Genomic DNA, 25,824 nt, shown 5'->3' with positions numbered 1-25,824 from the left:
CTCATGGACCTGCATGCCACGCTGCTACGGTGCGAGCGTCATGATCGGCGTGTTCAGCTCACGTCACCGTTGCGGTCGTAGTAGCGGGCCATGAGGTTCCAGTACACCATCAGCAGCCCCATCTCCAGTGCTGTCGCCGCTGCGGCCGGTACTGCTCGGCGCTGATGAGCGGCGACCAGGGCGGCCAGTAAGGCGGCGGTCGCGGCGACGTTGACGGCCATCGCAGTGTCCATTGGCCGTTCGGCGATCCACTGTTCCTCCCCAAGCGCAACCCTGGTCGACCATGCCCGGTCGTCTGCTGGTTTGCCGAACACCACCGGATTGATTGCCATCCATAGGCCGACCAGTCCTGCGTCGCGCCAACTGCGTCGCCACACCGGGACAAGCATCAGGGGCGCGCTCGCCCATCTCGTCCACATGCTCCACGGATTGCTGTGCCGGGCGAACACCGCCCGCTTGACCTTTCGCCAGTCCTCCATTGAAGGCTCCTCCCGGTCCTGCCGGCCGCACCCGCGCTTTGCACTTGTCTTCCAAGGTGCAGTCGGTGGCACCGCTAATTATATCGGCATCGGTTATGGCCGCTGGCCCTTTCGCGGCTACTCCCGTTGGCTGTTTGGTCGTAAACGTCCTGCCAATTCGACTCGTCCCGGCTTATCCTGGCGCACCACGCTGCCGGCACCCAAGCACTGTGCTGCTCGTCCTTACCCTCAACCCAGCGGATGAGCACCACGTCCCGGTTCCATGCCCTGGCCTTTGCGTCCACCGTCCGATCAGGTAGAGCGACTCGAACATAGGGGGCCGCTTCAACCGACTTCCGCGTCAGGGACTCCGGTGTGGGTAGGTCTGCGTGCCAGTGCATTGTGGGGGAATCGAAGATGGACATGGACAGTATTGTGGCTTCCGGCTAGGAGGTCGGCTAGTTCTATCCCACTAGCCCCAGGCGTACTGCGGTTTTGGCAGTGGTAGCTACTGCAGTTGCGAGGAGAGCTGGGCAGACTGAGGAGCGTGTCCCGTCTGCAACAGCCTCGACACTGACTCCATGGCATCCTTCACCGCGGGGGACTGGCGAGTGCGGTAGGAGCGGGACATGTGGCGCGTGGAATGCCCCAGAATGTCCATGATCACTGACTCCGGTATGCCGAGCAGGTCTAGGAGGTCTGCCACAGTGTGCCGTGCGCCGTGGACGTTCACGCGCTCTTTAGTGGGCGTCGCAGACATCTCTATTTCTGAGTCCACTAGCATTTCGTACCAGAGGTCAGTGATCTTATCTCCGTCCCACGGCTCGCCTTCAGGCGTACGAAATACCAGTGCCCCTTTAGGCGTGTCGGCGGCCAGTGACTTGATGATCGACGCTAGCGGCTCAACCAACGGGTATGACCGCCAACCCGACTTGGACTTGGGACGCACGAGGTAGAAGTTCTTTACGCCAGCATGCCGGTACTCATAATCTTTGGATGCTGCAGCCACATCCTCAGCATTTAGCCTCTGGAGCTGCCAGGTCACGTCCAGGTGACTTCCCACTCGGTCGGGCTCCAAGCCTAGTAGCTCTCCCTTACGTGCTCCGGTGAGAAGGAATGCGATCCATAGCGGCGCGAGGTGGGCGTGCTTGGTCTTCTCGTCCATCTGCTTCCCGAGCCACTTAAGTAGCTCGACGGCCTGCTCGACAGTGAGAGCTTTCTCAACAGTCTTGCCCCGCTTCGGGATAGTGAGGTGCTGCATGGGGTGTTCTAACAGGTATCCGTCACCCACGGCATCTGAAAGGCACTTGGAGAGGTAGCTGTGTAGATTGCGCGCGGTGCCGGGAGACTTCCTTTCCGCTATCTCCGCGGTGAGGGAGCGAATGCGCTGCGGGGTGAGTTCCTGCAGTTTCTTGCCCTTATAACGTTCAGCCACGTGCTTGTTGAGCGCTGAGCGGTAGGACTTGATGCTGTTGGGGTTGATCTTCTGCGGCGCAATGTCTTTGAGCCAGTGCTCCACCCACTTGTCGACCGTAATCGTCTTCGAGCTCAGGTTCCCGCGCTCGACTTCACGCTGGATCTTCACCAGCTTCTGCATGGCCTTCTTCTTGTCCTTGGAAGACGCATAGCGGTGCCGGCGCTTCCACTTGCCCTCCGCCTCATCCCAGATCGGTGGCAACTCGACCCTGACACGGTGCAGCCCCTTCTTCGCATCGTAACTAATCGAGCCTTCGCCCTTGCCCCTCGCCATGCAGTTCTCCTAGGTGGTGACATTGGTGGTGACATTCCATGTGTATCACTGGATAAACAGTGTGTCATAAACCCCAGAAACAAGCGGATCTACGCTTCTAATTGTACCGTTCCTTCGGTCTACGGAACCGAAGGTCTGGGGTTCGAATCCCTATGGGCGCACCAACATGCAGTACCCCTAGAACCCAATTTGCACAAGGGTTCGGGGGTACTTTTGTATCTGATCCTTTCGGCCACCACTGGGTCTTTCTGATCCCCCTGGTCCGGGGTGGCACTTGCATCGCATATTCGGCGGTATCGAGGTTCACTGCGACCTTTAGATGCGTGTGCAATCCGGCGCGCAAAAAATCGGGCCCCCACCGTGTGGTGGAGGCCCGATCTCTGACGCTTGCGGTGGTTAGCCCGCTCGTTTTCCGGCGATGAGGCTCCAGAGGAAGGAGACGATGAGGCCGCCGAGAATGGCGAAGCCCCAGGTCGCGGGATCGAAGAAGGCGTCATTGACGTCGATGCCGAAGATCGCGGAGGCGATCCAGCCGCCCAACAGTGCACCAAGGATACCGGTGAGGAGGGTGACGAGAATGCCACCCGGTTGTTTGCCGGGCATGATGGCGCGCGCAATTGCACCCGCAATAAGTCCCAATACGATCCAACCAATAATACTCATGACGTATCTCCGCTCTGTTTGTACGACTTTCGGCTAATGACAACATACCTTGAGGTGGCCCGAGAGCCCAAGAGTTGGTTGCCCGCAGTAGTCGACGAACATCGTGAACGTGCTGCCCCGAGGCAACATGCCCATGGTGGAGATCAGCTCCAGACGGCGAGCCCTGAGATGTCCTGCGGGAGCGCATTGACAAACGATGTCCGTTCCCCAGGCGTCACAGCATCAGCGATCACAGAGATCGTAGCGTTCGCGACTCGAGTCGTGGCGTCGCGGTCCAGGTCCAAGGCTGACTCGATACGGCCCAGCAATGCATCCCTCGAAAGGTCTTCCGAGCCCTCGTGAGATGCCAATGCTTCCTTGTACTCTGCCGGCAATTGTGCGGCCATCTCGCGAGCCTCTGAGCCGATGTTGAGGCGGCTGAGCTCTGCCAGAACCGTGGTTCCTGCCTCATGCGCCGCCTCGCTCGACTCCAAAGCCGCGCGGTCCTTGATAATGGTGTCAATCTCTTCAGTCTGCACTCTTGACTCCTCCTAAGTATTGATTGTCTAGATGTCTCGTCACGCTATCTGCTGCACCCTGGTCAGATGCAACCCCAGCTGGTCTCCTGGGCAAAACGGAATTGACACTCGCCACGCGTCCGCGGCACTGGCCGCTTCTTCCAGGTCAGCACGTACTGCCGTGTAAAGTCATCCTCCAACGGCCCCCTGAGAAGGTGTTACTGGTCCGGTTGTGGTGCGTGTTGAGAGAGCAGAGGTCATGTCCGTGGAGCTAGCAGAAACCCACAAGTATCTGGTGAAGCACGACATCAAGGGCGGTCTCACCGCGACGTTATTGGCCAGCCGGGCCCTGGCAAAAGGAATCCCTGTCTCGGCAGATTCCAAGCGTCGGCTGACCATGAAGGTGGGAAACCGGAGAATCTGGTTTGATGGCGCCCGGTCGAACCTGAATGATCTTTTGGCCCGCCGCTGCACGCGCTACAAGGATGTGACGAGTCGGCTGCTTCTCAATGGAGGGGTGCGAGCCCCGGAGAACATTGCCTTTGGGCACCATCAGTTGGAGGAAGCCTGGGGCTGGGCATCACACCAGACCCCTGTGGTGGTGAAGCCCCCTAATGAGGGTATGGGCGCCTCGGTGCACATCGGGGTCTCAGATTTCTCAGAATTCCAAGCAGCGTTCGAAGACGTCGCCACCCAGTCCGACTACGTTCTCGTCGAGCGGTTCGTCGAAGGCGTTGAGCACCGTGTGCTCTTGGTGTACGGAAAAGTCGCCGCGGCCGCACGACGGGTGCCAGCCAACGTGATAGGAGATGGCTCCTCCACTGTGACGGAACTGATCGGGGAAAAGAACCGGTTACGTACCGAATCGCAGAACCCCGTTCACTACCAGATTCCTATTGACGACGTCGTCGTCAAAGAGCTCAAGAAACAGCAGCTCACCTTGGAATCTGTCCCCGAAGATGGCCAGCAGGTGTGGCTGCGCCCAAACTCCAATGTGCACAGTGGGGGAGACGGGGTTGACGCTACAGATGAGCTCACCCCAGAAGAAATACGTATGGCCGAGGAGGTGGCCAAGGCCATACCCGGTCTGCGCGTCGCCGGGATCGATATGATCCTGCCGCGCGATGGCAAAGGGGACAAGCCCTATGTGCTCGAAGTCAATAGCAGCGCCATGATCACCGGCCATCACTATCCCTGGGTCGGGCAGAGCCGGGATGCTGCAGGCATCTTGATTGACGCCATGTTCGCCGAGGCTGCATCGAAAAAACAGCGGCCCCAAAATCCGGATCAGACGGTGAAAAAACCAGAAGTCTCCACCTCATCCCGATTGCGCAAACAGCTACGCATTCTCCGCCGCCGCCTTCACTGGTTGAGATCCCGGAAACTGAAATAAGCAAAGCCGTCAAGAAGTGACGTCGGTCACACTTCCGTTGATAGTTCACCTGATTGTGACAATCTCGCGTTAGAGTTAGCGCTGTCTACTCCTGTACGACGATGCAGAAAACAAGGCAGGGTTGGCGCGGACAATGAAGTTCGTGTCAGGGAACCTTAGGGATCCAGCCAGTGCTTCGTTTGTATCGGCGTACGCCGTAGGCGCGATACATCTGTCACCCAATGGAGGGAAAAACAGTGAACACCGTTGCAATGGCGCCCGGTGAAAAGATCGAGGGCATCGCCAATGATGCCCCCACCACGCACCAAAAGCTCATCGACTTCGTCACCACGATCGCCGAGCTCACACAGCCGCAGGACGTCCACTGGGTGGACGGTTCAGAGGCGGAACATACCCGGCTCACCGATCACCTGGTAGAGGCTGGGACGCTAACTCGCCTCACCAGCCCAGATTTCCCGAACTCATTTGCTGCCTTCTCTGATCCAGCCGACGTCGCCCGCGTAGAGTCGCGGACTTTCATCTGCTCAGAAAGAGAACGCGACGCCGGTTTCACCAATAACTGGGTGGAGCCGGAAGAGATGCGCCAGACACTCCGTGGAGTATTCGATGGCGCAATGCGGGGCCGAACCATGTATGTGATCCCGTTCGTCATGGGCCACCTCGAAGCAGACGATCCCAAGTTCGGTGTCGAGATCACCGATTCGGCCTATGTGGTCACGTCCATGAGAATAATGGCGCGCATCGGCACTGATGTGCTGCGCAAGATCGAAGAACTCAACGCTTTCTTCGTCCCTGCAGTGCACTCAGTGGGCGCCCCTCTGGAGGCTGACGAAGAGGACGTCCCGTGGCCCTGCAATGAGGACAAGTACATCGTGCATTTCCCTGAAACCCGGGAAATCTGGTCTTACGGCTCCGGATACGGAGGCAACGCCCTGTTGGGCAAGAAATGCTACGCGTTGCGCATCGCGTCGGTTATGGCACGTGATGAGGGCTGGCTGGCCGAACACATGCTGATTCTGAAACTCACCAGCCCGGAGCAGAAGAGCTACTACATCTCTGCGGCGTTTCCCTCGGCCTGCGGCAAGACGAACCTGGCGCTCATCGACCCCACGCTCAAGGGTTGGAAAGCAGAGACCCTCGGCGATGACATCACCTGGATCCGACCCGGCAAGAACGGCGAGTTCAGGGTGATGAACCCCGAAGCCGGATATTTCGGCGTAGCACCCGGCACCGGATGGCACACCAATGCCAATGCCATGCGTGCCATTGCCAAGGGGAACTCGATATTTACCAACTGCGCTCTCACTGACGACGGTGGCGTCTGGTGGGAAGGTATGACGGAAGAGACACCGGAGCACCTCATCGATTGGACGGGCCAAGACTGGACTCCAGACTCAGACGAACCGGCAGCTCACCCCAATGCCCGATTCTGCACGCCCATCGATCAGACCGACATGCTGGCTCCGGAGTACTTCGAACCCAACGGCGTGAAGCTCGATGCCATCCTTTTCGGCGGCCGCCGCAAGACCACAGTGCCGCTGGTGACGGAGGCGCGCGACTGGAATCACGGCATTTTCTTTGGGGCCACCCTCTCCTCGGAGACCACCGCTGCAGCAGAAGGTCAGGTTGGCACAGTGCGCCGGGACCCGATGGCGATGCTCCCCTTCATCGGGTACGACGCCGGTGATTACCTCAAACACTGGGTTGAAGTCTCCGACGCCGCATCAGCGGAGGACTTGCCCAGGATCTTCCTGGTCAACTGGTTCCGCCGCAATCGTGACGGTGGTTTCGCATGGCCCGGTTTCGCGGAGAATACCCGGGTTTTGAAGTGGATAGTTCAACGGTTGGAGGGAAGTGGGGAGGCGGTGGAGACCCCCATCGGTTTCACTCCGACGGTCGACGCGTTGGACCTCAGCGGACTCGATGTCAGTGATCATGACATCGAGGATGCGCTCAAGGTTGACCCCACCGAGTGGTCAGAGGAGTTGACTGGCATTGACGCGTGGTTCGATGAGTTCGGAGAGTCTCTGCCGGGTAGCATCCGCGCCGAGCTCGAAGAACTCCGGGGGAGACTCAACGCCCGATAAGGACAAGTCCCTAGGGCCTGAGTTCCTGACTCCCTCCAGTCGCACCCATCAGAGAAGCCCGTTCGGCGCACCACATGCACCGAACGGGCTTCTCTGTGCCCGCTGCCGAGGCGACAATGTCCCTCGCGCCTCGCCGGTGTTCTCGCCGCTCCACGCAGGAGACCTCCCGATTCAACGACTCGGAGCCACCACAAAGTTAGGGCAGCCTTCCTAATTATTGCTAACATGTTGATGTGCAAATTGAACACACGACTGCTGAGCTGCGGACGGAGTCGGTGTCGGTCTCCTACGGAGCCGCCCCCGTCGTCGTCGATGCGAGTTTCGAATTGGCTCCCGGCGGCATCACGGCCCTCATCGGCCCCAACGGCAGCGGCAAGTCCACACTCCTCCGTGGGATCTCTCGCCTTGCCGACTCCACGGGAACCGTCACTCTGGACGGAACGGACACCTCGCAACTGTCCCCACGCGCATTCGCTAAGCGACTGACTGTCCTAGCTCAACAGCGCCCGACACCAGGGGGTCTGACGGTCACGGAGGTCGTGGAACTGGGCAGGCACCCGCACCGCCGCCGATTCAGCCGTGCGGACCCCGCTTGTCACCAAGCAGTTGAGCGCGCCATCACGCTCACCGGCCTGGATGCGTTACGGGACCGGCCGGTGACTGAACTCTCAGGAGGTCAGCTCCAGCGAGTCTGGCTTGCCACCTGTCTGGCGCAGCAGACCGACGTCCTTCTCCTGGACGAACCCACCACGTTCCTGGACCTGAGGCACCAAATGAGCCTGTTGGATGTCATCCGTGACCTAGCCGATCACCACGGCCTGACCATCGGCGTGGTGCTGCACGACCTGGAGCAAGCAGTCGATATCGCCGACCAGGTGATTCTGGTTTCCGAAGGGCGCATTGTTGCCAAAGGAACTCCGGCTGAGGTGATGACCGCCGAGAGACTGACCAGGATCTTTGGCGTTCCCATTGATGTCACAACGTCATCCTCTGGCGAGATGACAGTCCGCGCGCGGCGCTCCGGCCGCAGGAACAGTCACCATATGGAGCACCGCGAAGAACCTGTCCTGCTCTACCCCTGAGCTACACGAAAGACCTCCGCTTCTGGATGTTCTTAGTTTTTCTTGTGCCGATTATCGAAAGGAACCTTGCCCACAATGTATCCCTCCACGAGTTTGCGCGGAGTGGCGGCCGCTGCCGCCGTCGGACTCCTGAGCCTGACTGCCTGCGGAACCACTGAGGTCGAAGAGACAGAGAGCAGCTCAGAGTCTGAGGACTCCGGACCGGTGACCGTCACCGACTACCGCGGCGAGGAAGTCACGCTCGATGCCCCTGCGCAGCGAGTGGTCACTCTTGAGTGGGCCCAAACCGAGAACGTCGAGGTTCTCGGCGGCCGCCATGTGGGAGTCGCGGACCTGGAGGGTTATGAAACCTGGGCCACAGCCGCCTCTGTTGATGACGATGCCGCCGACGTCGGCCTGCGCACCGAGCCGAGCCTCGAAGCAATCGGTCAAGCCGATCCGGACCTCATCCTAGGAGTCGATGTTTCCGTCCCCGAAGGTCTCCTCGAGGACTTGGAAGAGATCGCGCCTGTGGTTCTGCAATCCGGAGCAGACGCCACAGACCCGCTGGGGAATATGGAGGAAAACTTCTATATGACAGCTGAGCTTCTCGGCGCGCAGGACCGGGCCGATGAGATCTGGGCGGAGTTCGAGGAAACCCGGGACAACGCCGCGGAAGCTATCGCAGATGCCGGTGCTGAGGGTACGCCCTTCGTGCTCGTCTACCCCACAGTGGAAGGCAATACAGCCACGTTCCGAATGCACGGCCCCGGCGCCCTAGCCCAGAGTCTCGGCATGGAGATCGGACTAGAATCCGCTTGGGAGGACGAAGGTGATGAAGCCTTCGCTATCAGCCAATCGGATATCGAAGGTCTGACCGCGCTCGATGACCGCACCATCTTCTACTGGTGGACTTCACCGACTGACCCTGCGGACCCGTTCGAGCCCTTGGAAAACAACTCCGTGTGGACCTCCCTCGGTTTTGTGGAGCACGAAGCGATGCACCCTGTGGAAGGCATCTGGATCTACGGCGGCCCGGCATCGGCCGGACAATGGATGGAGTACCTCACCGAGACAGCGGTCGAAACTGCCGGAGAGTAGTGACCCCGATGAAGACTGCCGTCCAGGCGGATACTCCCGTCCGCCCGGGGAAAGCCGAGGCGCCCCGCATCACGGCAGCCTCGGCAAAAGCCAGGGTCGCTGCCGCATCCGCGCTTGCCCTCGCAGCGGCAACGCTTACGGTGCTTTCCGCTGTGCACCTGGCACAGGGGACCTCTGCCGTATCGCCTTGGGATTTGCTGGCGGCAGTCTTCAGCACCGGCGACAGCGAGGCCATCGCAGGTTTGCGGGCACTCGCCCTCGACTCACGTCTGCCGCGCCTTGTCGGAGGTCTCGTGGTCGGTGCCGCCCTGGGTGTTGCTGGATGCGCACTGCAGGCAATGACGCGAAACCCGTTGGCTTCACCTGACACCCTGGCAGTCAATGCCGGTGCCCACCTTGCACTGACTGCTGCTGCGGCATTCGGAGTATCGCTACCGGCACTGAGCTCAGCAGGACTGGCGTTTCTGGGTGGGGGTATAGCCGCAGGAATCGTGTTGACTCTGGCGGGCTTCTCCGAACACGCGCCCATCCGCTTGGTACTCGCCGGAACGGTGGTCGCCATGGGCCTAGCCTCAGTCACTGCCGCCCTGCTGATGCTCTTCGCGCAGTCCACACAGGGGCTTTTCCTCTGGGGAGCGGGAACGCTCAATCTCTCGGGGATCTCTGGCCTGCTGCCACTGATCCCGGTGGTGATCGCCGCGGTGCTCGGACTGGTGCTGCTTTCGCGCAGCACGGACGTGCTTTCGCTGGGCACTGACACTGCTCAATCTATGGGCGTCAACGTTGCTTTTCTGCGGGCTGCCCTGCTGATCTGTGCCGTTGCTCTCTCAGCTGCCGCGGTGACCATGGTCGGGCCCTTGGGGTTCGTCGGGCTCTGCGCTCCAGCCATCGTCCGTCTTATGTCATCAAGAATCATCCGATTGGGTCGCTTTGCCTGGGCGCTGGCGGCCTCAGCTCTGGTTGGTGCGCTGATCGTGATCGGCTCAGATGTGGCCGTCCGTGCTCTGGTGTTCGCCGTGGCCGGTCCCAATCTGGCAGTTGCTATCCCCACAGGTGTGGTCACGTCCCTGGTGGGCGCAGTTTTCCTTGTGGTGCTGGCTCTGCGGATACGCGGCGCAGGTGACAGTCAGGAGATCTCCGCACTGCCGCTGCCGCACCGGGTCAGACTGACCCGCCGCATTCTCCTGACAGGTGTCGCCGCGCTGCTGCTGGTCATTCTGGCCGGTGCCGGTCTCCTGCTGGGGGACTTATGGTTGCGCATCGGAGATCTACAGCTTTGGCTCAGCGGAGAAGCGGCCCGGGCCATTGAAATCACTCTCAACTTTCGCAGCCCCCGCGTGGCCGCTGCGGTTCTGGGGGGTGCGGTGCTCGCTATAGCCGGCGCCCTGGTGCAGACCGTGACACGCAACCCGCTGGCTGACCCCGGACTCCTGGGCGTCGCCGCAGCCGGTGGCGCCGGAGCGATCGTCGCACTGATCGTGTTCAGCTCCTCAGCGTGGACCATGTCCGCCGGGGCAGCGATTGGTGCCACTTTGGCTGGTCTGGTGGTCTTCCTCCTGGCAGGCTCCCGCGGTAGCTCGCCGGAAAAAGTGGTGCTGGTGGGCATCGGCGTCATGACCGCTGCGCAAGCCATCACCCAGCTGCTGATCTCCTCCACTAACCCCTACAACCAGGCGATGGCCATCTCCTTCCTCGGCGGGTCCACTTTCGGCACCACGTGGAGTGACCTGGGGCCGATCTTGGCAACCCTGCTGCTGGTGATCCCGGTACTGGTGCTGCTGCACCGGGAGTTGGACATCATCAGCATTGACGACCTCACTCCGCGTGTCCTCGGCGTGCGGCTCGGCTGGGTGCGTGCCGTGGCGCTTGTCATCGCAGTCTTGTTATCAGCGGGGGCAGTGATCGGCATCGGGGTCATCAGCTTTGTCGGGCTTGCCGCACCCCATATGGCGCGGATGCTCGTGGGGCGTGAGCACCGGTGGTTCCTGCCGGTCTCGGCACTGCTTGGCGCTGCCCTGGTGTCACTGTCCGATACTTTTGGGCGTACGATCATCGCGCCAGACCAGCTCCCTGCAGGTCTCGTGGTCGCGGTGCTCGGTCCGCCCTACCTGCTGTGGTTGCTGAAGCGCTCCACCGCGCGCTGATCCCCGAGTGATGACTAGGGCTGAGCGCGCTATTCTTGGAGTCATGACAGAGCAGCGAGTTGTACAAGCCCATGACATCATCGATGCCCCTGCCGCGCGGATATTCGACCTGATTGCGGAGCCCTCGTTGCAGCCGACGTGGGACGGAAACGACAACGTCGGGGCAGCTGAGCCGGGCCAGCGGGTGAGCGCTGTCGGCGATGTGTTCATCGTGCGCCTGACTAACGGGAAGGTGCGCGACAATCACGTCGTTGAGTTCACTCCAGACCGTCTGATTGCGTGGAAGCCCGCGACAGAAGGGCAGGAGCCAGCCGGCCATCTCTGGAGATGGGAGCTGGACGAACGTGGCGACGGTTCTACCGAGGTCACCCACACCTACGACTGGACCGACCTCACCGACGAGCAGCGCCTGGTTCGCGCCCGCAGTATTGACGAGTCCTACCTGGCGGCCTCCATCGCACGACTCAAAGAAGTAGCCACCCAGGCCTGACCTTCGAGATCAGTTTTGGATCAGGCCCAGCACCTGGTCACGGACAGTGGCCATCTGCTGTTGGGTGTGCGCTTCGCCGTTGAACCGCAGGAACGGTTCAGTGTTTGAGGGCCTGAGATTGAACCACCACGTGCCGTCGGTGGAACTGATCGTCACCCCGTCCGTGCGGGTGATGATGACGCCGCTGCCGGAGAAGCTGCCCACCACGCGCTCCATTGCGCCGGTCTTGTCCTCCACTTCCGAGTTGATCTCTCCGGAGGCCGCATACGGGTTGTACTCCGCAGCCAACTCGTTGAGCCCCAGGTCTTGCTCGCCGAGGGCTGCGAGCACGTGCATGGCAGCCAACATCCCTGTGTCGGCGTTGAAGAAGTCCCTGAAGTAGTAGTGAGCGGAGTGTTCGCCGCCGAAGACTGCGGACTCCTCGGCCATCACTGCCTTGATGTAGGAGTGCCCCACGCGAGTCTCGACGGCTCGGCCCCCATGGCGTTCCACCAGCTCCGGAACCGCCTTAGAGGTGATCAGGTTGTGGATGATGACTGGCCGTTCTTCACCGCCGGCTTGGGCACGGGCGATCTCCCGGCGCGCCACCAGGGCTGTCACGGCAGAGGGCGAGACGGGTTCTCCTTTTTCATCAATGACGAAGCAGCGGTCAGCGTCGCCGTCGAACGCGAGGCCGATATCGGCCTCATGCTCCAGGACTGCATCCTGCAGATCCCGCAGGTTTTCCGGTTCCAAGGGGTTGGCCGGATGGTTGGGGAACGTTCCGTCGAGCTCGAAGTAGAGCGGAATGATGTCCAGGGGCAGGTCTCCGAGCCGCTCACCGCCAAGTACCGCCGGTGTAGTCATTCCGGCCATGCCGTTTCCGGCGTCTACAACGACTTTCAGGGGGCGGCCTCGGGAGAGGTCCACCTGAGTGCGCAGGTACGCGGCGTAGTCGGTGAGGAGATCTGCGGTGTTCACTGAGCCCGCGGCGTCGTGCTGAGGAATGATCCCGGAGTCCAGGTAGCTCTGCGCAGCTGCGCGGATGTCTTCCAGTCCAGTCTCAGCGCTGAGCGGCACTGCCCCGGCCCGCGACATTTTCATCCCGTTGTAGCCGGCCGGATTGTGGCTGGCGGTGAACACCACCCCAGGTGCGTTCGCGGTGCCGGAGGCGTAGTAGAGCATATCGGTGGAGATCAGCCCGAGGTCGGTGACATCGGCGCCGCGGGATGTGGCGCCTTCGGCGAAACTCTGCGCGAAATCGGCTGATGAGGGCCGCATGTCCCCGCCGACCAGCACCTGCTTCCCGGCAAGTTCCAGGACGTCGACGAACGCGGCGCCTACCGCGCGCACGGATTCGACCGTGATGGTGTCCCCGACGATGCCGCGGACATCGTAGGCTTTGAAGGAGGCAGAAAGCTCAATAGTCACGAGCATAATCCTACGGTGGAACACCGGGAGGGCGGTCACCAGCGCGCTGTGCGGAAGGAGGTGCCTGACCAGGTGGTCCCGCATTGCGTACACTGGTTTATATGGAGATCCTTCTGCTCTTAGTCCTCGGGCTGGTGGTCTTCCTGTTTGTGCGGACAATGATGCAGCGCCAGGCGCAGAAGATGAACAACCGCATACAGCAGGAAATCACGCCTGAGACGGCTCGCCAGGCCGCATTGGCATTGAACGACGACCAGCACAAAGCTGTGTATCAGGCGATTGCCGCCGAGGACGCTAAGCGCGCCATGATGGTCTTCAAGCAAGCGACGGGTGCGTCGGTCCAAGACTGTTTGGTGGCTGTGCAGGCCTTGTTCCGCTTCCCGCAGCCCAACCCTTCGGAGATTCGCTTCCAGGAGGGCTTCAACCTCAACCATGAGGACGCCTCCGGTGAGGACGTCAGCGAGGAGTACCTCGAGGACGCCATTGACGATGTTAGGGACGACGCCGATTCCTCTCCGGACTCTGAGGAGGGCCCGTTGGCGGAGGCGGACCCCAACACTGGGGAGATTGTGGGCGAGAACGCCTCGAATGTGCCGAACATCCCGAATGGCCAGAAGCCCACCACCGGTGATCACGGCAGTGATGACATTGACGCTCGAGCGCGTGAGCTGATGGAGGCTTCCGGATTCGACCCGGATCAGGAGCTGACCATCCCTGAGGAGTGGGCCTCTGAGGATGAGCAGGCCGGTTTCCATCTTGAGGTCCAGCGCGGCGATGAGAAGATCACCCTGTCACACGAGGACCTTGAGCCGTGGGTGCACGATCAGCTCTATGCGTTGCTGCGTGATGATCACGTGGATGAGGCCGCAGACCTACTGGCCGCGAATTCGCCGCTGACAACAGAAGAGGCCCACCGTTTCCTGGTGGTCTTCAAGAACCAGGGCTGATGACTGGCCTTCAGCTGACTGCCGTGCTCCTCGTGGGCCTGACCATCATGCTTGTGGTGTTCCTGGGCTCCATCATGGTCAGCAACCGTAAGAACGCCGAGCGGAAAGCTCAGGGCCAAGACCCCCACCAGGAGTAACTTGCGGGTAGGGGGCCGCTTTCTTGGCTGCCCAGAGCGTTGGAGGGCAAAGCGAATGACTGAGCCAGTGCGGCGTTTCCAGGTGATCCCTGCGGCCTATGTGCTGCTGATAGACGAACAGGACAGAGTGCTGCTGTCTTTTCGCCGGGGCACCGGATATATGGATGAGCACTGGGCTTTCGGAGCTGCTGGCCATGTGGAGCAGGGTGAGACGGTGTTTCAGGCCGCGGTTCGTGAGACACGTGAAGAGCTTGGAGCGATCCTCAACGAGGAAGACCTTATTCCGTTGACGGTCATGCATCGCGCGGGCGCGAACGGACGGCCTATCGACGAGCGGGTGGACTTTTTCTTCGCAGTACGGCGCTGGGCGGGAGAGCCGAAGATCCAGGAGACGGACAAAGCGGTGGAACTGCGCTGGGCGGAGCCAACGGCGCTTCCCCATCCCGTTGTCCCGCATGAACTTTTCGTCCTGGACCACTGGGCGCAGGCCACACTACCCGCCGTTACGGCGTTCGGCTTTCCTTCGCACCAATCCTGAGGAACTGCCCCAGGGTTCTTCGCTCTTGTCCGGAGAAGGTCCTGACTCTCACGCGTCTATTCGTCGTCGTCCTTCAGGGCGGTAAGCAGTTCTCCGACTCGGTGATGGCGCTCCAGCGGGTGCCGCAGTGGTAGTTCCGGATGCACCCGGTACCGGTTGCGGCGCCCATCGCGTTCCCTGTCCAAGTACCCCGCCTCTATGAGCTCTGCCAGAATCCGCTGGGCGGCGCGTTCGGTGATCCCCACCTCTTGAGCGATCTCTCGGACCCGTAACCCTGGATCTCGAGAAACGCATATGAGTACATGAGCGTGATTGGTGAGAAAGGTCCAGTCGGCCATGGTTCAGCCTAACCCATATACGACATGAAATGCATGACAATATATTCGTGTATTCTATGTCTCTGGTTGGGGTTCCCTGTCGAAACCCCATGGTGTTGAACATTCCTGGAAGGACTCACCGGCGTGCTGGATCCCGTCATTCTCTTCTTTGTGCTGGGCATATCTGCCGGCCTATTGCGCTCAGAGCTGCGCTTGCCAGCTGCGGTCTACGAGCTCGTCACCATAGTGCTGCTGCTGGCAATCGGGCTCAAGGGCGGCGTCGAGCTGGCGAAACAACCGCTGGGGCAGTTGCTGCCCCAGATGGTGGGTGTGGTGGTGCTGGGGTTCTTCCTCGCACTGATTGCTTTCCCCATCCTCCGCAAGCTGGGCCGCCTGCAGCGTGCGGATGCGGCATCAATTGCTGCTCACTACGGGTCGGTCAGTGTCGGCACCTATGCGGTGGCCGTGGCCTATTTGGGCAGTCGGCAGGTGTCTTTCGAAGAGCACATGCCCCTGTTGCTGGTGCTCATGGAGGTGCCTGCAATCCTGGTCGGTATCATTCTGGCCAGGGGTGTGACGCGTTCTACGAACTGGGGCTCTGTGATGCACGAGGTGTTCCTCGGCAAGGGCATCGTGCTTCTGCTCGGAGGTCTGCTCATCGGCTGGGCGGCCGGTCCGGAAGGTGTCACGCCGCTGGAACCGCTCTTCGTTGACCTGTTCAAAGGCGTGCTGGCGCTGTTCCTGTTGGAGATGGGTCTCATCACCGCGGCTCAGCTGACGGGCCTGCGCCGATACGGCCTGTTCCTGGTCGGCTTCGGAGTTGCCATGCCACTGTTCTCAGCCGTGGTGGGCACCGCGACCGCGTATGTACTGGGGCTCTCCCTCGGTGGGACGGTAATTTTGGCGACATTGGCCGCCAGCGCCTCCTACATCGCCGTGCCCGCAGCTATGCGAATTTCAGTCCCGGAAGCCAACCCCACATTGTCGCTGGCGGCTGCCCTCGGCATCACATTCCCCTTCAACGTCCTGCTCGGCATACCCATCTACCACGCCATGGCCACCTTGGTGCATGGCTGACAAGGAGAGAAGCGTGAATGCTCATAAGAGAAAACTACTGACCATCGTCACCGAGGCCGCCCTGGAGGGAACGCTGGTGCGTGAGATCGACAGACTCGGCGCGCACGGCTACACCATTACCGATGCTCGCGGAAAAGGTGAACATGGGGTGCGCAATGCTGGTTGGGAGGCTAGTGCGAACATCAGGGTGGAGGTCGTGTGCGACGCCGAGACTGCCGTGGCACTGGCCACGCATCTGCGGGAGCACTACTCAGAGAACTACGCGATGATCCTCTATCTCAGCGACGTGGAGGTGCTCCGCCCAGAGAAGTTCTGATCCGCGGCATATGCGCTGGGGCACAATGGGCGGTGGGTGCGGGATTCCAACAACAAGGTCACCGTCAGATTTCAACAGTGTCGATTTTCAACAGTGTCAATCGCGAGAGGGAGAACCGAAATGGTGAGTGCATCGGAACTGTTAGATCTTGAACACCAGGGCTGGAAAGCCCTGTGTGACTCTACGGGTGCGGACTTCTACGGTGAGATGATGACTGAGGATGCGGTCATGACGCTGGCTCATGGATTTGTCTTGGACAGACAGCAGGTCATTGATTCACTCAACGAGGCTCCGCCGTGGAATGCGTACGAGATATCTCAGGAACGGCTGATCTCGGCAGGCGACACGGCTGCAGTGCTGGTGTACCGAGGTGCTGCTTGGCGGGGCGAAGGTGCAGATCCTGAGTTCCAGGCATGGATGACAAGCGTTTACGTGAAGAAGCAGAGCCGCTGGAGGTTAGCCTCATACCAGCAGACCCCGATCCCACCTGGATCGTAGCTCGAACTTCACATGGCGGTGCGGGTGGGATTCGAACCCACGGTAGGGGTTGCCTACAACGGTTTTCAAGACCGTCACCTTCGGCCGCTCGGTCACCGCACCTGGACTATGTCCGGCAGATTACTATACGCCAAAGAGACCGGCAGGCTCGAACCGGGTCCTCGCCGCGCGCCCCGTAGACTGGTCGGCACTATGAAGCTGTTCAAAGTGCGCCGTCGAGCCAAGAAGATTGACCAAGAGCTCGGCAAGGGGCTGTGGCGTCAGGCCCACGACCGCTACGTCCGCGGCTTGGACAGGTACCACCAGATCCTTGAAGGTGTGGAGGACGACGCCGTTTACAACGAGTTGGTCACCATAGGGGACCACCTTGCCGAACAGCTTCCCCGCGTGTACGAGCTGTGCCGTCGCGGCCAGCAAGAGTTCCCAGCCACCGAGATGCAGGTCCCAGCGGGTGCCCACGCCCTGCACGGCGGGCTGTCCCGGGCTGCCAATCACCTGGCCACGACTGCTGAGGCCGAGGCGATGGTCAGGCTGAGCAACGGTCAGCTAGCGTCCGTGCACCACCGAGCGAGGCAAGTGGTGGACAGTCTCACCGAGGCTGAGTCGACCTTCAGCTAAGCGCTGCGAACACCGCTCCAACGCGGGACTCCCAGACACACCAACACAGACACAACAGAACCGGCAGCGGATCGGATTGATCCGCCACCGGCCCTGACTTCTATGTGCGATGCAGGAGCGTGGACTTCCTGCCGCTATGGGCTCAGTTCTGGACGAGTGCCTCATTCATCGAATCAATGGCGCCGGCCAAGCTCTGCACATGCATGCTCAACCCATCTTCGATATCTTCGGCAGGCAGCTCACCGCCGGAGATGTCCTCGAAGAACTCACCAGCGTCATACCGATAGGCATCCAGATCCATCAGAGCTGACTCGGCGGCGTCGTCGTCGCCCTCTGCCACTGCTCCGGCGTAGTCCACGAAGTAACCGATGTGGTCACGCCACAGCTCCAGGAAGGGCTCGCGCTGGTCCTCACCGGCAAGCTCACCGATAGCATCTGCCAGTTCAACGGCGTTGTCATCAACTACTCCGGCTGCAGCCTCGAAGGCCTCGGACTCAAGGCCATCTTCATCGGTGTAGCCGACGAATACGGCAATACCTGCCACGTAGACGTGTTCGTTGAGGTTGGCGGTCAGTGCGCTGCGCAGTTCGGAGGCGTCGTCGTTGGGATCGCCTTCCAGGTCGGTGGCGTTGGCGAGGCCCTCTGCCATGACGGCGGAGCCCATGACCATGTGGTCAGCGGCGGCCTTCAGATTGGTGAACGCATCGGGGTCACCGGCAGCGAGTGAATCCACTGCTGCCGCAAGAGTCTCGATGTGACCGTTGATGGATTCGGTCACTGCCTCGGCGGGCAGCTCTCCGTCTGTGATCCGGTCAAAGAACATGCCCACACCATCGGCGTACTCGGTCAGATCTGCAACGGCCTGGTCCATTCCTTCTTGGTCACCAGCTTCGGCGGCCACGGCGTAGTTGACGAAGTAGTCGATGTGCTCACGCCAATTGCGCAGGAAGGACTCGCGGGCGTCGTCGCCGGCCAATTCGCCGACTTTGTCAGCCAGGGCCACGGAGTTCTCATCCACAGTTTCGGTGGCGAGTTCAAACTCGTCGGAGTCTGGGCCTGCCTCGTAGGCGGTGGCTACGGCGATGCCGGCCAGGTAGACGTGCTCCTGGAACAGGGCAGTCAGCTCGCCGCGCAGTTGCGCTGCCTCAGATTGGGGATCGCCTTCGATGTCGAGGGCTTCGGTGAATCCGGTGGCGAAAGTTTCACCGGTCATGGGCATGTGGACGGCCGCCGTGCGGGCATCAGCGAAGGGGTCGCCTGTGCTCTCTGGCTGGACTGCGCTGAGGTCATCAGACTCGGAGTCTTCTTCCTCATCCATCTCGCTGTCCATTTCGTCGTCGTCTTCTTCCATGTCCATGTCTTCGTCCATGTCGGAGTCGGTGTCTTGCTCGTCCTCCTCCATAGTCTCGGTTTCTTCCTGCATGGTTTCTTCAGGCATTGGCTCGTCGGCGTCGGCGCTGTTGTCGCCGCAGGCTGCCAGGGCAAGTGCGAGGGTCAGTCCGGTTGCTGCGCCCATAGTGACTTTTGATGTCCGCATGAAGTATCTCCTTGTGTATCTGCTAACTCGGTCACTACGGGTTCGGAGCTGATTCACAGGTGGATGGTGAAATTTTGAAATTCTTTTTGGAGGGTATCTCTGGACCGCTATCTGGGGGTCGCTGGATCCGCGTCAGGGCGGGTCATCCTGGGGGATGAGATGACTTTGGTCCCACGGGCCGATTCATTTTCCTGCTGGGGTCCATAGCGTGAGGGGTATGGAGAATTTACTTGAAACCTTGACCACCGTCGGCCAGATCTCAGCTTTGGTGTTCGGCGCCATGGTGATCGTTGCTATGGCCCTAGCTTCGCTGTCGATGTACCATCGCAACCGCCCTCAGTCGTAGAGGGCGTCGGCATGAGACAGCATGGGGAATGATGTTTCGACCGCTGTCCTGCAGACGAGGCATTAGTTGCTTTCGCAACCTACACCGTCGTTGTCGGCGTCAAGGCCGTGAACGTCCGAACCTATGACTCGGACCGGGAAGCTGATGTCGCTGCAATTGATGTCAGGAGGATACACCGGCACGCACGGTGTGTAGTTCGGGTCGCAGTCTGAGGCGTTTTGCTCCGGTGCTGGTGCTGGTGCTGGTGCTGGTGCTGGCGGTGGCGCACAGCTTTGCATGGCGGTAGCGGAGTCTGCTGCGACGTATTGTGGTTCCCGAGTGTGGAAGCCGTAACCATCGCGGGAGTCATACCGGGAGATAGCCAGACCTTCCTGAATGAGTGTGAGTCCAGCGTCGGTGTTTCCGACATCCAAGTAACGCAACAGCCGATCGTATCGGTCGGTGTCTTCCCCGTCCCGGGTTAAGGTGACGGTTTGGCCCTGGACGAGTTCGGCCATGCGAGCTGAGGCTGTCTCGAAATGACACTCGCCTTGCTCCGGTGTGTCGATGCCCAGAAGGCGGACTCGCTGTCCGCCCTCGATTTCCACAGTGTCTCCGTCAACCACTCGTGTCACGACGGCAGAGGCCTCGCGAGGGTTCTCGGTGGGTGACGGAGATCGTGCGGGGGAGGGCGTGGGTGTCTCAGATGCCGTCGCGCTCGAACGTGGAGTCGGAGTCGCGGATGCAGTGTCAGTGGGTTCAGCTGAGGGAGTCACCGACTCAGGGGCAGCGGAAACCGGAGTGGGTATAGGAGTCTCCGTGACTGTCTCGGCAGCTGCCTCGTCGGACTCTGCAAGCTCGGGCGCGGCGATCGCGATAATTATGCCGAGCACGACCAGTAGCGTGAAGAACCCTACCGGGATGGCACACCCTATGGCTGCGATCTTTCCTGCAAGCGGCCAGGCTTTAACCCTCTGCCTCAGTGTTCGCCGAGCTGGTAGGTGAGCGTGGGTAGGGTGGCTAGACATTGGGCCTCAAAGGTAGTCGCGTTGACAGCCCGCCCCTCGCGAACCTGGACTCAGATTAGCCTATTGAATGCCGTGACATAACTCACTGGAATTTGTGTCGTCACTAGTCAGCCGCCACTCGGCCCCCTACGTCTTGTCTCCGCGGCCGGAGTCTCGACACGGTAGCGTGTGACCATGGGCGAAGAAAGCGCGATCACCAGACTCAGAGAGTTCATGCGGGCACGCGACTGGGAACAGTTCCACTCGATCGAGAACCTCATTAAGAGTGTTTCCGTGGAGTCAGGCGAATTGCTGGAGTGCGTCCAGTGGCATGGTCAGCCAGACACGGAGCGTGTGAAGGATGAGCTTGCCGATGTCCTCACTTACTGCTTCCTGCTGGCAGATGCACTCGGTTCGGAGCCTGAAGAGCTCATTCTTGCCAAGCTCCAGAGCACCGAGGCGAAGTACCCCGTCGACAAAGCCAAGGGCAGGAGCGCGAAGTATGACGAGCTTTAGAATCGAAACTCTCACGCTCAATGATCAGACACTTGAACAGCTGGCTCGGCAGAAGGGCCGGTACGTGAATTGGCCAGCTGTCTACGCGCTCCGAGACCGACGCCGAATTTACGTGGGTGAGTCTCGCAATGTCGCGGCTCGTCTGCGCCAGCATATGGCATCAGATAGCAAACGTACGTTGGAGCAAGTCCAGATCGTTCTTGATGAGACCTTCAACAAATCCGCCGCCCTAGACCTCGAGGCGTTTCTCATTCAGTACCTCGGAGGAGAGGGGAAATACTCGCTACTGAATCGAAACAAGGGAATCATCGACGCTGAATACTTCGACCGTTTCAGCTATCGGGAGCTTTTCCGGGATATTTTCGAGCAGCTCAGATATGGGGGCACATTCGAGCGTACCCTGCCCGAGATCGAAAACGATGACCTTTTCAAGCTCTCACCATTCAAAGCGCTGACCCCGGACCAGGCTGTTGCAGTCGAAGATGTGGTCCGGAGCTTCTTTAGCGACGGCGGGAATGGCCCGATCGTGGTCCAAGGTGACCCCGGCACGGGAAAGACCGTTGTGGCCATCTACCTGATGAAACTTCTGGCAGACATTGCCGCGTCTGAAGATGCGGATATCGAAGTCGTGACTGACGATGCCGATGCGCGCTTCGCCGAGTTCTTTACAGCCTCCCATCGCGAACAGATCCGGGACTTACGCATTGGTATTGTGATTCCGCAACAGTCTCTGCGTGCCTCGGTGGAGCACGTTTTTCGCAACACCCCCGACCTCCACAAATCCATGGTGCTGAATCCTTTCAAAGTCGGGTCTTCCGAAGAGCACTTTGACCTCTTGGTGGTGGACGAAGCTCATCGTCTCAACCGTCGCGCCAATCAAGCATCTCCGGCTCAGAACCGTAAGTTCGCTGAAATCAACAAGAAGCTCTTCGGACGAGACGATGATTCTTATACGCAGCTCGATTGGATAGTGGCCAAAAGTGACCATCAGATACTGCTCCTAGACTCTGAACAAAGCGTGAGACCCGCAGACATACCCGACGAAACTTGGGCTGAGCTTGTCGCATCAGCGAGTAGATCGTCCCGGTTCCACCGTCTCAGATCCCAACTCAGGGTGCGTGGGGGTGAACGATATATCGACTACATTCGCTCCATCTTGTGGTCAGAGAACCCACAGCCCCAAAAGTTCCCCGAGTACGAACTTCAGATGTTCGACAACGTGGAATCCATGCACCGACATATAAAATCTCAGAACCAGCAGCACGGTCTCGCGAGACTTGTTGCAGGGTTCGCGTGGCCGTGGGTTAGCAAAAATGACAAGTCTGCCTTCGACATCGAAATAGACGGTTACGAGTTGCGGTGGAACTCCGTGGCGAAAGACTGGATCAACTCGAAGAATTCAGTCAACGAGGTCGGGTCCATACACACCGTTCAGGGGTACGACCTGAATTACGCCGGGGTCATCATCGGTCCTGACCTCACTTTTGATGAGTTGTCACAGAGGATCACCTTTGTGCGCTCGAACTACCATGACAAGAAGGGCCGGGAGAACAACCCGCGACTGGGCATCACCTACGATGACGACGACCTGCTCAAGTACGTCATCAACATCTACAAGGTGCTTCTGACTCGCGCCATCAAAGGAACTTACGTATACGTCGCAGACCCTGAACTCAGGCGCTATCTGCAACGCTATTTCCCACGCGTCGGCTCGTCCACCCGCACCATTGATATTGGGTACACGGAAACGCCCGGAATCAATTACAGGGCAGCGGGATCTGACGAAACCTTGCCAACGCCCCCCTAATTGGGCGACGCCACATGGGCTGAGGCCAGAGCGCTGCGGCTGTGAGGGTACTAGTCTGTGATCCATGCGAGCCATCACATTTGATGCCCCTGGAGATGAAGACGTTCTGACCTGGAGCGAGGTTCCTGATGTGGAGCCCGGCCCGGGAGAGGTGCTGATTGAGCTAGCTGCAGCAGGCGTCAACAACGCCGACCTGCTGCAGCGCAAGGGCAACTACCCCGTGCCATCCGGCGCCTCAGAGATCCTGGGACTCGAATGCTCCGGCCGGATCATCGCCCTGGGCGAGGGTGTGACCGGGTGGGAGGTCGGACAGCACGTGGCTGCGCTGCTCACCGGCGGTGGATACGCCGAGCGCGTGGCCGTTCCCGCCCCACAGCTCCTGCCGGTGCCGGAGAACCTGGACCTGGTCTGCGCGGCAGCCCTGCCGGAAGCAGCCTGCACCGTCTACTCCAATATTGGGATGGTCGCCAACCTCCAGCCGAGGGAGTCCTTCCTGGTGCACGGGGGCGGCAGCGGGATCGGCACTCACGCCATCCAGTGGGCCCATGCACTGGGGGCACGCGTGTTCACCACCGCCGGTAGCCGAGAAAAACTCGACGCCGCAGAGGAACTGGGGGCCAGCGTCGTCATCAACTACCGCGAAGAGGACTTCGCGCAACGCATCAAAGATGAGACCGAGGGTGCAGGGGTGGATGCCATCCTCGACATCATCGGTGCGCCCTACCTGAGACCAAACCTGAAATCACTGGCCTACAACGGGCACCTGGTCATCATCGGCGCCCAAGGTGGGCTGCGCGATGCCGAGTTGGACCTTGGACGGATGCTCGGGCGCCGGCTCCACGTCTCCGCCACCACCCTGCGCGGACGCCCCGACGAGGAGAAGGCCGAGATCGTCACCGCAGTGGCGGAGAACGTGTGGCCCATGGTCGCCGACGGCCGGATCGCACCTGTGGTGCACACTGTGCTGCCGATGAAGGACGCCGCTGAGGCGCACCGGATGCTGGGACGCGGCGAGGTCATCGGCAAGCTGGTGCTGACGCCCTGAGGTCCACAAGGCCTCAGAGAAAACGGTGGTAAGAGTATGCAACGAGCGCCAGAGCCGCCGTTGCGGAGAAATTCAGTGTGACACCGGTGTCCCAGTCGTCGACCAACCACCAGGCTTGATCCAGCGGCCACCATTCAGGTACCGGTAGTTGGAATACCCACAGCACACCCAGCGCGGTGAGGCAGAGGGCTCCGACAGTGCTGCCGGCAATCCTGGGCCAGGTACGGACCCCTTTGATGGCGACCCTGATAGCACGTGCTTTCAGAGGGAGCAACCAATTCCTAACCCAGGTGTAACGGGTCGCCAGCAGAGCGAACCCCGAGACCATCAGCAGCAGGCCCGGGATCAGGGAGCACCAGCGCAACGGCGCCCAACACCACCAGAGTTCAGCGTAGGGTCTCCGCCCCACGGCGCTTGAGTCACCGCTGGACAACAGGGAGATCGTGGTTATCGAGTTCCACCGGAAGACACCCACCTCCCGGTGTCGAGCGTCAGGAAACGCCTGAATCGCTCTGACAAGCACCGACGTTCCTGGCTTCAGAGCGTAGGCCATGCTGGACGTTGGGTGTTAACACTCCGTGAGTTGCTCAGGAGCCCCCGCGGCTACTGCCGCCGGCCCTCGTCAAATTGACCACGGAGCGATCCCACGAAGAGTGCGTCCGCAGTGAGATCATCGCTGAAGGTGGGTCCCAGTGGTGTGGGGTACAGTACGTTCACGAGTATCCGAGCCATTGTGATGCGGTTGCCCGAACGGCGTTCAGAGTGTTCCAACAGCGCCGCCGTGGAGATGGTCAGCCGCCTCAGAGATGAACACAGGCCTCTGTTGGGCAACGTATGCCGCTGGTGATCCGCTAGCAATTTCCGGCGAGACGAGTGAGCCGAAGCGTTTAGGTTCCGAGTTCGAAGATCCCGATCTCGCCGATCAGTAGAAACAGCAGTAGGCCCAGGCAGATGAAAGCAAAGATTGCCAGCATGGTCGTCGTCGAACGTGGGCTCTTGACCGGTTTATCTGGAGGGCTGTCGGTCGAAGTCTCACCGTGAGCGGGAGCCTTCTGCTCCTCGGGCTGGGGTGCACTGGGAGTGGACATAGTGACCACCACATCCTCGCGAACGTTTCAGGTTGTTCCTTGCCCGGAGACCGGGGCGCTGTGCACTGTGTCTCCGTAACTCAAGCGCACTCCTCGCTGCGTAACCCATCAGTGCATGAGAGCGATCTCACTATGGCGAGTTTCATGGGCGCGCAGTGATAGGGCCGTAGCGGCTGCTGTTCTCCAAGGAACCCTCGTGGTGAGCGGCCCGGGCCCCGGTCTCCTCCGACTCCACGACGTAGACCGGGTCCTTGTCCGAGGCGCGGAAGGTCTGTCCCTTGAAGGAGAGATCCGCAGCGTGGTTTGAGACCACTTTCCCGTGAGTCCTGCCCTGGCTGGTCTTCCAACTCACGAACTGGCCCTCTTGGAATGCCATCGTCGACTCTTCAGGGCAGATCCCTGGCCGCCTGCTGCGTGCGACGCTCATCGTTACGGAGTCGTGCGGCGGCCAAACGTGACGGCACGTGCCGCGGTCGGTTTGTCACGATGCGCCGGGAGACGGCACTAGCCTCCGCCTCATCGTCACCGAAATAGCCGCCGCCCAAAACCTCAGCGGCATCGTGGATCACCTCGACCAGCGAATCACCCAAGTCTGTGCCCAGCTGGCCCACCAGCCTTTCCTCAAAGACTTCCAGCTCGGCGTAGCATGCCTGAATAAGCTGCCAGCCCTGCTCACTCAGCCGCACTAACCGGATACGTCGGTTCTGAGGATGATCTCCTCTAGTCACCAACCCACTCTCCACAAGTTCCTCCAGGACGGTATGGGCTGCTTGTGGGCTCACAAAGGTTCGGCGAGCCAGTTGAGCGTTTGAGACAGGCTTCCCTTCCGCCAGGACCTGAAGTGCGAGAAATTGGGAGAGCGTCACCCCGTGTGCCAGGGCAAGATTCTCCGTGAACCGGTCAAGCGCTCGGCTGAGCCGGTAGCCGCTGTAATTCAGGCGCTCAGTCGCTGGCCTCCCTCTCGGGTCACATTCGAGTTCATTCACGAGAGCCGATT

The 25,824-nt window shown here is 60.5% G+C and carries 30 protein-coding genes and 1 tRNA gene; 17 read left to right on the top strand and 14 right to left on the bottom strand.

Going from position 1 to position 25,824, the window contains the following annotated elements:
- Positions 1-53: 53 nt before the first annotated feature.
- The 5 genes from FH975_RS05190 to FH975_RS05170 all read right to left on the bottom strand — a co-directional run bounded on the left by FH975_RS05190 (position 54) and on the right by FH975_RS05170 (position 3,389).
- Positions 54-479, bottom strand: a complete 426-nt coding sequence (locus FH975_RS05190) for a DUF6653 family protein (RefSeq protein WP_162320377.1) — start codon at positions 477-479, stop codon at positions 54-56.
- A 74-nt stretch (positions 480-553) separates the two neighbouring features.
- Positions 554-883 (bottom strand): hypothetical protein, encoded by a 330-nt coding sequence (locus tag FH975_RS05185; protein ID WP_162320376.1) that lies wholly within the window; start codon positions 881-883, stop codon positions 554-556.
- Between the two features lie 83 nt (positions 884-966).
- Positions 967-2,208 carry a tyrosine-type recombinase/integrase gene (locus FH975_RS05180; RefSeq protein ID WP_162320375.1) on the bottom strand — a complete coding sequence of 414 codons (1,242 nt, stop codon included), beginning with the start codon at positions 2,206-2,208 and terminating at the stop codon, positions 967-969.
- 396 nt (positions 2,209-2,604) lie between these two features.
- Entirely contained in the window at positions 2,605-2,871 is a 267-nt protein-coding gene (locus FH975_RS05175; protein WP_162320374.1) for a GlsB/YeaQ/YmgE family stress response membrane protein, read from the bottom strand.
- A gap of 143 nt (positions 2,872-3,014) precedes the next feature.
- The gene (locus tag FH975_RS05170) at positions 3,015-3,389 is read right to left on the bottom strand and encodes a DUF2267 domain-containing protein (RefSeq protein ID WP_162320373.1); all 375 of its coding nucleotides are present in this window, start codon (positions 3,387-3,389) and stop codon (positions 3,015-3,017) included.
- Positions 3,390-3,633: 244 nt separating this feature from the next.
- On the opposite strand from FH975_RS05170, the gene FH975_RS05165 reads away from it, so the two are divergent.
- From FH975_RS05165 to FH975_RS05140, 6 genes are all read left to right on the top strand, one after another.
- Positions 3,634-4,761 (top strand): ATP-grasp domain-containing protein, encoded by a 1,128-nt coding sequence (locus tag FH975_RS05165; RefSeq protein ID WP_162320372.1) that lies wholly within the window; start codon positions 3,634-3,636, stop codon positions 4,759-4,761.
- A gap of 251 nt (positions 4,762-5,012) precedes the next feature.
- Positions 5,013-6,848: a phosphoenolpyruvate carboxykinase (GTP) gene (locus tag FH975_RS05160; protein WP_162320628.1), complete on the top strand. Its 1,836-nt coding sequence runs from the start codon at positions 5,013-5,015 to the stop codon at positions 6,846-6,848.
- Positions 6,849-7,081: 233 nt separating this feature from the next.
- Positions 7,082-7,930 (top strand): ABC transporter ATP-binding protein, encoded by an 849-nt coding sequence (locus tag FH975_RS05155; RefSeq protein WP_328821787.1) that lies wholly within the window; start codon positions 7,082-7,084, stop codon positions 7,928-7,930.
- A gap of 75 nt (positions 7,931-8,005) precedes the next feature.
- A complete protein-coding gene (locus FH975_RS05150; RefSeq protein WP_162320371.1) occupies positions 8,006-9,010 on the top strand; it encodes an ABC transporter substrate-binding protein in 1,005 nt (334 codons plus the stop codon).
- Positions 9,011-9,018: 8 nt separating this feature from the next.
- Positions 9,019-11,154 carry an iron ABC transporter permease gene (locus FH975_RS05145; RefSeq protein ID WP_162320370.1) on the top strand — a complete coding sequence of 712 codons (2,136 nt, stop codon included), beginning with the start codon at positions 9,019-9,021 and terminating at the stop codon, positions 11,152-11,154.
- Positions 11,155-11,197: 43 nt separating this feature from the next.
- Positions 11,198-11,644 (top strand): SRPBCC family protein, encoded by a 447-nt coding sequence (locus FH975_RS05140; RefSeq protein ID WP_162320369.1) that lies wholly within the window; start codon positions 11,198-11,200, stop codon positions 11,642-11,644.
- Between the two features lie 9 nt (positions 11,645-11,653).
- Here the strand turns inward: FH975_RS05140 and FH975_RS05135 are convergent, their stop codons facing one another.
- Positions 11,654-13,060 (bottom strand): phosphomannomutase/phosphoglucomutase, encoded by a 1,407-nt coding sequence (locus FH975_RS05135; RefSeq protein ID WP_162320368.1) that lies wholly within the window; start codon positions 13,058-13,060, stop codon positions 11,654-11,656.
- A gap of 95 nt (positions 13,061-13,155) precedes the next feature.
- Between FH975_RS05135 and FH975_RS05130 the strand changes: the two genes are divergently transcribed.
- From FH975_RS05130 to FH975_RS05120, 3 genes are read left to right on the top strand one after another with little or no spacing between them, the layout of a single operon-like run.
- Entirely contained in the window at positions 13,156-14,001 is an 846-nt protein-coding gene (locus FH975_RS05130; RefSeq protein WP_162320367.1) for a hypothetical protein, read from the top strand.
- Positions 14,001-14,138 carry a hypothetical protein gene (locus FH975_RS05125; protein WP_162320366.1) on the top strand — a complete coding sequence of 46 codons (138 nt, stop codon included), beginning with the start codon at positions 14,001-14,003 and terminating at the stop codon, positions 14,136-14,138. The genes FH975_RS05130 and FH975_RS05125 overlap by 1 nt, the downstream gene beginning before the upstream one ends.
- Positions 14,139-14,193: 55 nt before the next feature.
- Positions 14,194-14,676 (top strand): NUDIX domain-containing protein, encoded by a 483-nt coding sequence (locus tag FH975_RS05120; RefSeq protein WP_162320365.1) that lies wholly within the window; start codon positions 14,194-14,196, stop codon positions 14,674-14,676.
- 56 nt (positions 14,677-14,732) lie between these two features.
- Here FH975_RS05120 and FH975_RS05115 read toward each other — a convergent pair whose 3' ends face one another.
- Positions 14,733-15,014, bottom strand: coding sequence for a helix-turn-helix transcriptional regulator (locus FH975_RS05115; protein ID WP_162320364.1), 282 nt, complete (start codon positions 15,012-15,014; stop codon positions 14,733-14,735).
- A gap of 123 nt (positions 15,015-15,137) precedes the next feature.
- Here FH975_RS05115 and FH975_RS05110 point away from each other — a divergent pair, with 123 nt between their 5' ends.
- From FH975_RS05110 to FH975_RS05100, 3 genes are all read left to right on the top strand, one after another.
- Positions 15,138-16,070, top strand: a complete 933-nt coding sequence (locus FH975_RS05110; RefSeq protein ID WP_162320363.1) for a sodium-dependent bicarbonate transport family permease — start codon at positions 15,138-15,140, stop codon at positions 16,068-16,070.
- Between the two features lie 13 nt (positions 16,071-16,083).
- A complete protein-coding gene (locus tag FH975_RS05105) occupies positions 16,084-16,386 on the top strand; it encodes a P-II family nitrogen regulator (RefSeq protein ID WP_162320362.1) in 303 nt (100 codons plus the stop codon).
- 120 nt (positions 16,387-16,506) lie between these two features.
- The gene (locus tag FH975_RS05100; protein ID WP_162320361.1) at positions 16,507-16,884 is read left to right on the top strand and encodes a nuclear transport factor 2 family protein; all 378 of its coding nucleotides are present in this window, start codon (positions 16,507-16,509) and stop codon (positions 16,882-16,884) included.
- A 13-nt stretch (positions 16,885-16,897) separates the two neighbouring features.
- On the opposite strand, the gene FH975_RS05095 is transcribed toward FH975_RS05100, so the two are convergent.
- Positions 16,898-16,986, bottom strand: a tRNA-Ser gene (locus tag FH975_RS05095).
- A gap of 90 nt (positions 16,987-17,076) precedes the next feature.
- Here FH975_RS05095 and FH975_RS05090 point away from each other — a divergent pair.
- Positions 17,077-17,502: a hypothetical protein gene (locus FH975_RS05090; RefSeq protein ID WP_162320360.1), complete on the top strand. Its 426-nt coding sequence runs from the start codon at positions 17,077-17,079 to the stop codon at positions 17,500-17,502.
- A 142-nt stretch (positions 17,503-17,644) separates the two neighbouring features.
- Here the strand turns inward: FH975_RS05090 and FH975_RS05085 are convergent, their stop codons facing one another.
- The gene (locus FH975_RS05085; RefSeq protein WP_162320359.1) at positions 17,645-19,039 is read right to left on the bottom strand and encodes a hypothetical protein; all 1,395 of its coding nucleotides are present in this window, start codon (positions 19,037-19,039) and stop codon (positions 17,645-17,647) included.
- 217 nt (positions 19,040-19,256) lie between these two features.
- Between FH975_RS05085 and FH975_RS16750 the strand changes: the two genes are divergently transcribed.
- On the top strand, positions 19,257-19,385 hold the full coding sequence (locus FH975_RS16750; protein ID WP_268896669.1) for a hypothetical protein: 129 nt from the start codon (positions 19,257-19,259) through the stop codon (positions 19,383-19,385).
- Positions 19,386-19,447: 62 nt separating this feature from the next.
- On the opposite strand, the gene FH975_RS05080 is transcribed toward FH975_RS16750, so the two are convergent.
- Positions 19,448-20,392: a thermonuclease family protein gene (locus tag FH975_RS05080; protein ID WP_162320358.1), complete on the bottom strand. Its 945-nt coding sequence runs from the start codon at positions 20,390-20,392 to the stop codon at positions 19,448-19,450.
- Between the two features lie 174 nt (positions 20,393-20,566).
- Between FH975_RS05080 and FH975_RS05075 the strand changes: the two genes are divergently transcribed.
- The 3 genes from FH975_RS05075 to FH975_RS05065 all read left to right on the top strand — a co-directional run bounded on the left by FH975_RS05075 (position 20,567) and on the right by FH975_RS05065 (position 23,739).
- Positions 20,567-20,887 (top strand): nucleotide pyrophosphohydrolase, encoded by a 321-nt coding sequence (locus FH975_RS05075; RefSeq protein ID WP_162320357.1) that lies wholly within the window; start codon positions 20,567-20,569, stop codon positions 20,885-20,887.
- Positions 20,874-22,694, top strand: coding sequence for a DUF2075 domain-containing protein (locus tag FH975_RS05070; protein WP_162320356.1), 1,821 nt, complete (start codon positions 20,874-20,876; stop codon positions 22,692-22,694). Before FH975_RS05075 ends, FH975_RS05070 begins: the two co-directional genes overlap by 14 nt.
- A gap of 64 nt (positions 22,695-22,758) precedes the next feature.
- The gene (locus FH975_RS05065) at positions 22,759-23,739 is read left to right on the top strand and encodes an NAD(P)H-quinone oxidoreductase (RefSeq protein WP_162320355.1); all 981 of its coding nucleotides are present in this window, start codon (positions 22,759-22,761) and stop codon (positions 23,737-23,739) included.
- Positions 23,740-23,752: 13 nt separating this feature from the next.
- On the opposite strand, the gene FH975_RS05060 is transcribed toward FH975_RS05065, so the two are convergent.
- From FH975_RS05060 to FH975_RS05045, 4 genes are all read right to left on the bottom strand, one after another.
- Positions 23,753-24,292 (bottom strand): hypothetical protein, encoded by a 540-nt coding sequence (locus FH975_RS05060; protein WP_162320354.1) that lies wholly within the window; start codon positions 24,290-24,292, stop codon positions 23,753-23,755.
- A 334-nt stretch (positions 24,293-24,626) separates the two neighbouring features.
- The gene (locus tag FH975_RS05055) at positions 24,627-24,827 is read right to left on the bottom strand and encodes a hypothetical protein (protein ID WP_162320353.1); all 201 of its coding nucleotides are present in this window, start codon (positions 24,825-24,827) and stop codon (positions 24,627-24,629) included.
- A 142-nt stretch (positions 24,828-24,969) separates the two neighbouring features.
- Complete coding sequence (locus tag FH975_RS05050; RefSeq protein WP_162320352.1) at positions 24,970-25,203, bottom strand: hypervirulence associated TUDOR domain-containing protein; 234 nt, start codon at positions 25,201-25,203, stop codon at positions 24,970-24,972.
- Positions 25,204-25,213: 10 nt separating this feature from the next.
- Positions 25,214-25,813 (bottom strand): MarR family winged helix-turn-helix transcriptional regulator, encoded by a 600-nt coding sequence (locus FH975_RS05045; RefSeq protein ID WP_162320351.1) that lies wholly within the window; start codon positions 25,811-25,813, stop codon positions 25,214-25,216.
- Between the last annotated feature and the right edge of the window lie 11 nt (positions 25,814-25,824).

Source organism: Nesterenkonia haasae, from assembly GCF_010119385.1.
GTDB lineage: Bacteria > Actinomycetota > Actinomycetes > Actinomycetales > Micrococcaceae > Nesterenkonia > Nesterenkonia haasae.
This window is presented reverse-complemented; position numbering and strand designations above follow the sequence as displayed.